We start from the raw sequence: 6,410 nt of genomic DNA on the forward strand, positions 1-6,410 counted from the left end.
AGGCTGCGGCCGTCCCGTTTCATGAGCGCACTCCTCAATGACTATCGCTCAAGCATAGAACATTTGTCCGCTAAATTCCTGACTTATGAGTAATATCGGTCTGGTCGCGAATGCCGTTCCACACCATGAAATCGAACTGATCCATCGTGCGGTCGAACTTGGCCAGCACACCCAGCACGCGCATCGAGAAGCGCGAGTAAGCTTCGACAGTCAGGTTCAACGACGGCAGCGTGACTGACGGCTCGAACACAATGTCGTTCTTCGCGCGCATCTCAGCCTCGCGCTGTGTGCGCAGCGCCTCGGCCACGCGCAGTTGCTCGTCGACGTAGTCCTCCAGGCGCGACAGGGCGCTCTCGAAGTAGGCTTCGACAGTGGCCAGTTCGGATTTGCTGTACGTGGCGCCGCCAAAGCGCTGCAGGTTGATGCTCATGCGATTCATGAACGGCCACCATTGTTCGAACAAGGGGCGCAGGCGGGTGTGGTTGAGCTTGATGGCGACCGGCACCACTGCGGCGCCGGCGAGCTGGCGCGTCAGGATTTGGACGCCGATCTCGCGGCGGCGACGAATAATTGCCGCCCGATCCTCCGGCTTGAGCTCGCGAAAGCGCTTGCGCGTGTTGGCGACCTCGGCCTTCTTTTCTTCCGCCTCGGCCGGCGAGATCAGCCCTTCCTTGCGCAGCGTTTCCGCAGCGGCGTCCATCTCTTGCAGTTCGTGCTCGAGCGAGACATCGTCGGCACCGTCGGTGACGCCGGGTGCAGAGGCCGCCGGCATGTCGGCATCGGTGGCGAGAGGGACGTCTTCCAGGACGGTGCCAACGGGGGCGGTGTCGGTGGTGGTGGTCATGCGGTTTTCTCCTAAATGGATTCCCACAGGGTGGGTGATCCGCGTTGAATACTCGAAGTTCTTGTTGAGGTGAATACAGCTACCGATTCACATGGAACGAGGCGGCCAGGCGCCAGGCCAGTGCGCCAACGCAGGCCGCGGCAATTGTCCAGACGCCGGCCGGCAGCGACACAGGCAGTAGTAGGGCTGAAGCGCAGAAGCCGAACGCAAGCAGCAGGCCGTGCGCTGCGAGGTGAAACCCTACCGGGCTCGCAACCCCGGCCGCGGAGGCCCGAATGCGACGCTGCACCGCGCCGTCGTTAAGCATGACGGCGCCAAGGAGGAGCGCTCCCCAGGCCCAGTTTCCCGCGACCGTTGCCCGGTAGATGGCGCGGTACAGTTCCATCCAAAGGTGCCGCAGCCACGTTGAGGCGATGTCGGCGGTGCCGCCGTCGCTGATGAACGACCTGTTTGCGGAGCCGCCATAGGACCGTCGGATTGCGCCAGAGTCGACAAACCACACCCGGAACCGCTCGTTGGTGCGATGGGTGAGATCATCGGCATGGTCCTCGCCAAACAGTGCCTCGACCGAGGAAAGCTCGGCCGTGTCAATCTCGAAGTGCCTGTCATCAGGCAGCATGGGTGCAAGCGTTGCCAGCAATACGGGCGTGACGATCAACCACAGGCGCAAATGTGAAGCAAATCGGCTGTTCGACATATCAGCGCAGCAGCGAATGGAGGGCGAGACACGGAATGGCGATCAACGCGAGCAAGCCGCCCCAGAACTGGAAAGGCCGCTCCTGTTCGACCTTCACCAGTGCCATTGCGAATGCCTCGCGGCCCTGACAGAACTGTGCCGGTACCGCTGTGTCGACCTCGCTTGTGCGCACCCATTCACGCATTTCGGAGACCCTGTCCGGCGCGACGCCGGCGAGCTTAGCAATGAGCGAGTTCGCTAGTGGCATCGTATTCTTCGAAATAGCGGCGGAAGGTCGGTCCCTTGAGGACGCGTGCGGCGAGCTGGAACGCGGCGCTCCGTGGCGTGATCGGCTCGGGACAGGGTTCATCGACCATCCGGCACACATACCCCGGTGCCTGACGCGCTTCGAACAGCGGGATTGGTTCCAGAAACGGCGCCCAGACAATGTACTTCTCGCCCTTAAACGCGGCGTAACGCTTGGCATACAGGTCATGCGCGCGTGCGAAGAGGCCGCGCATGAAGGCAAGGTTGGCCTCACCGTCCTTGCGCTCTGCCTTGAAGCCGGCCAGCGCATCCACCAGCATTTCCTTCACGAGCGGTTCTTCGCGCACGATGAAGTTAAGGCCGATGAAGTCCACTAGGCGCGTGCAGACGTCGTCGAGCTCCGGAAAGCAGATGAAGACGGGCGACAGCTTGGCCGAGAGCTTGTGCTCCTTCACGATCTGGCGAAACAGGCTGGTCATGTGAAACTTATCCTTCGATGATGGGAATGCGGCCCTGGTAGACGGCGCCACCGGAGACTCGTAGGAAATACTGGAGGTTGGGCAACTGCGTAATAAGCCGGACTGGAATCAGCGGGACCTTCTCCAGCTGCCGGGAACGGGACACCGACCCACTGAATTCGCCCACGTGGGCCTCACTGCCGGTGCTGGTGGTGCTGGACTGGACGATATTGGTGATGCCGGTTTCGCCCACCTTGTCGGAGAACCATTGCGCCGTGTCGGTGTCCTCCAATCGTAAGATGATCTGGTTGTTTAAATTCGCCAAGACCTGCAGCATTTTTGCCGCGTTACCAAGTTTGGCCTCCAAATCCGATCGGCTCTGGAACGCCACGAACGCTTTGAAACCGGCACCACGTCCCTTGTTCAGGATCTGGATCACCTGTTCGTTAATCGCCTCGGCCACCTCATCGATGATGAGAACCACGCCGGGTGGCTTGTCGTAGAAGTTGTAAATGGTGCCGGCGACGGACGCGATGTCGGACAGGATCATTGACGCGATGGCCTTCGCGACGATGCTGTTGGACATGGAATCCAGCCCGACACACAGTACGGCCTTCTGCTTGATGATCTTGTCGATATCCCAGATCTCGCGGTCGTCCTCAAAATCGTCCGCCTTGGGCGCAAGCATCAGGCCGGTCTCGCCGGTCGCCAACATCTGCAGCAGCGGCAGCGCCGACGCGATGATGCGCATGTAGTGCTCGCGGTCGTGCGTGAAGGTCGAGACCAGGCCGTCGATCGATTCGTGACCGCGCCCGACGTTGGCAAAGCGCTGCAAGTAGAGCTGCACCATCCCATCGAGCAGCGTCGCGCCGCTCTTCTGGCCAAGCTTTTGCATGAAGCCGTTGACCTCGTCATCCCAGTCGGTCATGCCGGCCTCGGGGAAGAACCGCTTGAGGCAGCGCTCCAGCAGGCTGTTGATGCCAGACTGGGCGTAGTTGAGGATCGAGCGCAGATTGGGCTTGTCGCCGACGTAAAGCTCCCCCTTCACCGCCCGGTCAATGAAGAGGAAGGCAAAGTCGCGGAATGGGCCTTCTTCCATCAGCTGCGCAATGCGGCTGGGGATTTCAGACGGCTGCGACCAGTTTTCCAGCGGATTCAGGCGGATCGACTCGGACGGGGCCGCCTGCTTCCAGTACAGGAATTTACGCCCGGTGCGCTCGCACTCCAATTTGACGCGGCCCTTAAGGTCGCGCATACGCCCGACCTGGTCGATGAAGCCGATGGCGTCATTGACGTCGCTGCGCTGGCTGTAGCGGCGTAGTTATCAGCGCTTCCTTTTCAAGCTACGGCCGGTCCCGCAGGGGGCTGGCCGATTTTCTTCCTGTGACGCCAAAATTTGAGGTGAACGAAATGGGCCTGATGGTCGTTATTTCCATTGAAGGGCCTACCTTCGATGGCCTGGATGAGCCGGCGCAAGCCGCAAAACTCATGCACGTGCTAGCCGACGAAGTTGTGGCACGCATTCCGAAACTTGAGGCCGGCAGGTCTGCGCGGTTCGATCCGCGATCAGGCGTGCTGGCAGTGGCGACCTTTACGGACGCATAGAACTTCTCTCTTTCAATCCCTTGCCGGCTCCGGCTTGCAAGCGCTCACATTTCAACCATGTCAAAGATCATGATTTTGGCGGAACACGCCGCCAAGCTGCTGCCTCGCGGCAAAAAGGTGCACACATTCTTCAAGATATTCGGGTGGATGGGCGCCGATGTAGACAGGACCAAGGTGCTGGCGGCTTTCGAGTCAGCCCGGCAGGTTGAGGTCTCGCCCGATGCTGCGTGCTTCGGTCATCAACTGGCTGTGAAGCTGGATAGCATGCGAACCTACATCGATACTAACCAGAAGGCCCTACGCAAGTTGGTGCCGCAAGCGACCGCCAGGTGAGGCTTGGTTATGAAGCTTATTGTCGACATCGATATTGGTGGCCACGCATTTCGGGGGGCTGCCGGTGCGGCCGAAGCCGCTCGGCATCTGCGCCAGTTGGCCAACGAGATCGAACTGAAGGCGGTTGATTTCGCAGCCTGCCGCGATGGTCACCGCTTGGCCGGCGCGGAAGACGGAGTTGTAATCGCCTATCTCGCCGATCTGTAACACTTCCAGCACGCTCTACAACCCATAGGGGCCCAGCCCCTGTAGGCTGTGGCCCCGCTCTGAAGGGAACACATATGAGGTTGGTGCGGTGCACTCGCTGGCGGTGCCCCTGTCGGTGACCAGCCAGTTGGCTTGGCGGCAAGTTGCTACGCCTCAGAGCTCTTCTGAAAGCCCCTGCAAAAAAGCCCCGTGATCGCAAGATCCGGGGCCTTTTCTTTTGCACGCGTGAACCGGTTACGGTTACATCGCGGCGTCCTTCAGTTTCTTCATCGCACGAACCTTCACCTTCACGCTGGCCGGCTTGGCCGCGAACCATTGCTCTTGGCCAGTGAACGGATTCTTGCCGAAGCGCTTCTTCGTGGCCGGAACCTGGATGGCCGAGACCTTGAACAGGCCCGGCAGGGTGAATTCGCCGGCGCCCTTCTTATGCAGGGCATTCACCATGGTGTTTTCCAGGTGGGCCAGCACGGTCTGGACAGCCTTCTTGTCCAGCTGGGTCTGTTCCACGAGGTGTGCCAGCAGGGTGGACTTATTGAACGTGTCCTTGATCGGCTTGGCGACCGGTGCAGCAGCGGCAGCCTTCGTGGCGGGAGCGGCATTCTTGGCAGCAGCGGCCTTCTTGGCCGGGGCAGCCTTCTTAGCTGCGGTCTTCGTTGCAGTCTTTGCTACAGGTTTCGCTTTCGTGGCCATAGTCGTGTCTGATGAGAAAAGGGCGCGCCCGACAGCGATCTTTAGTGTGGCGCACGGGCGAAGCATAGCAAAAGCGGCCGCGTATGCAAGCGGGCATCGAGATTTCCATGATCTTCCGCTTCGCTAACCTTTGTGCTCGGCTCGCTGCTGCGATGCCTGTACCGAGAAATGTCGCGACGATTGCCTGGCTGCGCAAACTGGCCAGATCGCGACAGGAGGTAAATTGAGATACGCCTGCAGCCGCCGATCCTCGGCTTCACTCAGGAACTGAGGTGTTGGTTCCTGGTCTGGCAAGCGTTCAGCTGTCCTGCCTACGCCAGCGAAGACCAGATGTCGGCACAGCCGATCCAGCAGCTCCACATAGCGCATGCGGGTGGCCTGGAAGTATGTGCGGCCATCCGGGGGTTTGCCAGAACGGGTCGACGTCGGCCGTGTGCCAAATGAGGCAATGGTCGTGCCTCGTGCCAGCAGGTGCCGACGAAAATGCTCGAACATCGCCTGATGCTGGATGATCGAGCGCGCCGAGAAGGGGCGGCGATCAGCGCCGGCCGCTTCGCGAGCCTGCCAGTCCTGGTACGCCTGGGTTGGGTTGCTGAACCAGAGGGAGTCCATTTGCGTCATGCCCCTGTTATATACTGAATTTACCCCATCTCGCACAGCTGCCACCGCTTCGCGGCGGATATCGCTTGCAAATAAGGGGGTCAGAACCGCGGCCGCCCATAACGGTTGCGGCGCGCGGCGAGTCTTGCGCGGGTGCAGGCGTAGCGAGGGTAGGTGGCGTCCAGCATGTCCGCGATCCGCTCCAAGCGGTCCGCCTGCGTGAAGCAGCACGCAAGCAGGCATTCGCAGGCGCAGTAACGCATGATTTCTTGGAGTAGGGCGTATCACTTTTCGGGAGGGAACTGCAGATTGCCGACCTTCGCCCACGCTTTGAGCCCTGCATGGGCCAGCGCCATGAGTTTGGCGGGCGTGGCCGGCCCGGTTTGGCAAAGCTCAACCGCATCCCGATGCAGTTGTCGGTCAAGATCACTCATGCCGGCACCTCGGCAGAAGGGTGGAGATCCCGGACGCTGACCCAACGTGGGCAGATTTTCAGGCGGCCGCGCACGAACTCTTCCACTTCAACGTCGGCGGTGGGGCCGCTCGGCCCCTCGAAAACGCAGAGCACGCGAGCCTGGCGCGAGGGAAGAGCGGGAGCGGCCCGGTAGTGCAGGGTGGCGAAGGCGCCGGTCTCGATCCATCCATACGCGCGATAGAGCAGTGTGCCGTTAGCGTGCCGGCCCATTTGGTCACGGAACGTCGGCTGCAACCCGTCGAGGAAAGCGCCGAG

General features: G+C 61.0%; 10 protein-coding genes and 2 pseudogenes. 3 read left to right on the top strand and 9 right to left on the bottom strand.

Annotated features, from left to right (window positions below):
- Positions 1-70: 70 nt before the first annotated feature.
- The 5 genes and pseudogenes from K309_RS38565 to traD all read right to left on the bottom strand — a co-directional run.
- Positions 71-844 carry a hypothetical protein gene (locus K309_RS38565; protein ID WP_035878796.1) on the bottom strand — a complete coding sequence of 258 codons (774 nt, stop codon included), beginning with the start codon at positions 842-844 and terminating at the stop codon, positions 71-73.
- 79 nt (positions 845-923) lie between these two features.
- Positions 924-1,541: an IncC plasmid conjugative DNA transfer DtrJ family protein gene (locus K309_RS0133300; RefSeq protein ID WP_029050274.1), complete on the bottom strand. Its 618-nt coding sequence runs from the start codon at positions 1,539-1,541 to the stop codon at positions 924-926.
- A gap of 1 nt (position 1,542) precedes the next feature.
- The gene (locus K309_RS0133305) at positions 1,543-1,788 is read right to left on the bottom strand and encodes a hypothetical protein (protein ID WP_232232614.1); all 246 of its coding nucleotides are present in this window, start codon (positions 1,786-1,788) and stop codon (positions 1,543-1,545) included.
- Positions 1,760-2,266, bottom strand: coding sequence for a hypothetical protein (locus K309_RS0133310; RefSeq protein ID WP_029050276.1), 507 nt, complete (start codon positions 2,264-2,266; stop codon positions 1,760-1,762). The genes K309_RS0133305 and K309_RS0133310 overlap by 29 nt, the downstream gene beginning before the upstream one ends.
- 7 nt (positions 2,267-2,273) lie before the next feature.
- Positions 2,274-3,488, bottom strand: a pseudogene (traD, locus tag K309_RS38570) (conjugative transfer system coupling protein TraD); the annotation flags it as partial.
- Positions 3,489-3,655: 167 nt separating this feature from the next.
- Between traD and K309_RS0133320 the strand changes: the two are divergent.
- Genes K309_RS0133320 through K309_RS0133330 form a run of 3 tightly spaced genes read left to right on the top strand, consistent with a single transcriptional unit; the run spans position 3,656 to position 4,390 of the window.
- Positions 3,656-3,850, top strand: coding sequence for a hypothetical protein (locus K309_RS0133320; protein WP_029050277.1), 195 nt, complete (start codon positions 3,656-3,658; stop codon positions 3,848-3,850).
- Positions 3,851-3,907: 57 nt separating this feature from the next.
- Positions 3,908-4,183, top strand: a complete 276-nt coding sequence (locus tag K309_RS0133325) for a hypothetical protein (protein WP_029050278.1) — start codon at positions 3,908-3,910, stop codon at positions 4,181-4,183.
- Between the two features lie 9 nt (positions 4,184-4,192).
- Complete coding sequence (locus K309_RS0133330; protein ID WP_029050279.1) at positions 4,193-4,390, top strand: hypothetical protein; 198 nt, start codon at positions 4,193-4,195, stop codon at positions 4,388-4,390.
- Between the two features lie 240 nt (positions 4,391-4,630).
- Here the strand turns inward: K309_RS0133330 and K309_RS0133335 are convergent, their stop codons facing one another.
- From K309_RS0133335 to K309_RS42715, 4 genes and pseudogenes are all read right to left on the bottom strand, one after another.
- Complete coding sequence (locus tag K309_RS0133335) at positions 4,631-5,080, bottom strand: HU family DNA-binding protein (RefSeq protein WP_029050280.1); 450 nt, start codon at positions 5,078-5,080, stop codon at positions 4,631-4,633.
- Between the two features lie 123 nt (positions 5,081-5,203).
- Positions 5,204-5,701: a hypothetical protein gene (locus tag K309_RS41105; protein WP_232232615.1), complete on the bottom strand. Its 498-nt coding sequence runs from the start codon at positions 5,699-5,701 to the stop codon at positions 5,204-5,206.
- A gap of 263 nt (positions 5,702-5,964) precedes the next feature.
- Positions 5,965-6,114 (bottom strand): hypothetical protein, encoded by a 150-nt coding sequence (locus K309_RS43530; protein ID WP_232232616.1) that lies wholly within the window; start codon positions 6,112-6,114, stop codon positions 5,965-5,967.
- Positions 6,111-6,410, bottom strand: a pseudogene (locus tag K309_RS42715) (DUF6884 domain-containing protein); the annotation flags it as partial. The gene K309_RS43530 and the pseudogene K309_RS42715, both read right to left, overlap by 4 nt.

Source organism: Cupriavidus phytohabitans (genome assembly GCF_000426345.1).
Classification (GTDB): domain Bacteria; phylum Pseudomonadota; class Gammaproteobacteria; order Burkholderiales; family Burkholderiaceae; genus Cupriavidus.

Bases quoted from the DNA above. Each gene is read 5' to 3' on its own strand.
- K309_RS38565 (WP_035878796.1), bottom strand. From the start codon at position 844: ATGACCACCACCACCGACACCGCCCCCGTTGGCACCGTCCTGGAAGAC.
- K309_RS0133300 (WP_029050274.1), bottom strand. From the start codon at position 1,541: ATGTCGAACAGCCGATTTGCTTCACATTTGCGCCTGTGGTTGATCGTC.
- K309_RS0133305 (WP_232232614.1), bottom strand. From the start codon at position 1,788: ATGCCACTAGCGAACTCGCTCATTGCTAAGCTCGCCGGCGTCGCGCCG.
- K309_RS0133310 (WP_029050276.1), bottom strand. From the start codon at position 2,266: ATGACCAGCCTGTTTCGCCAGATCGTGAAGGAGCACAAGCTCTCGGCC.
- K309_RS0133320 (WP_029050277.1), top strand. From the start codon at position 3,656: ATGGGCCTGATGGTCGTTATTTCCATTGAAGGGCCTACCTTCGATGGC.
- K309_RS0133325 (WP_029050278.1), top strand. From the start codon at position 3,908: ATGTCAAAGATCATGATTTTGGCGGAACACGCCGCCAAGCTGCTGCCT.
- K309_RS0133330 (WP_029050279.1), top strand. From the start codon at position 4,193: ATGAAGCTTATTGTCGACATCGATATTGGTGGCCACGCATTTCGGGGG.
- K309_RS0133335 (WP_029050280.1), bottom strand. From the start codon at position 5,080: ATGGCCACGAAAGCGAAACCTGTAGCAAAGACTGCAACGAAGACCGCA.
- K309_RS41105 (WP_232232615.1), bottom strand. From the start codon at position 5,701: ATGACGCAAATGGACTCCCTCTGGTTCAGCAACCCAACCCAGGCGTAC.
- K309_RS43530 (WP_232232616.1), bottom strand. From the start codon at position 6,114: ATGAGTGATCTTGACCGACAACTGCATCGGGATGCGGTTGAGCTTTGC.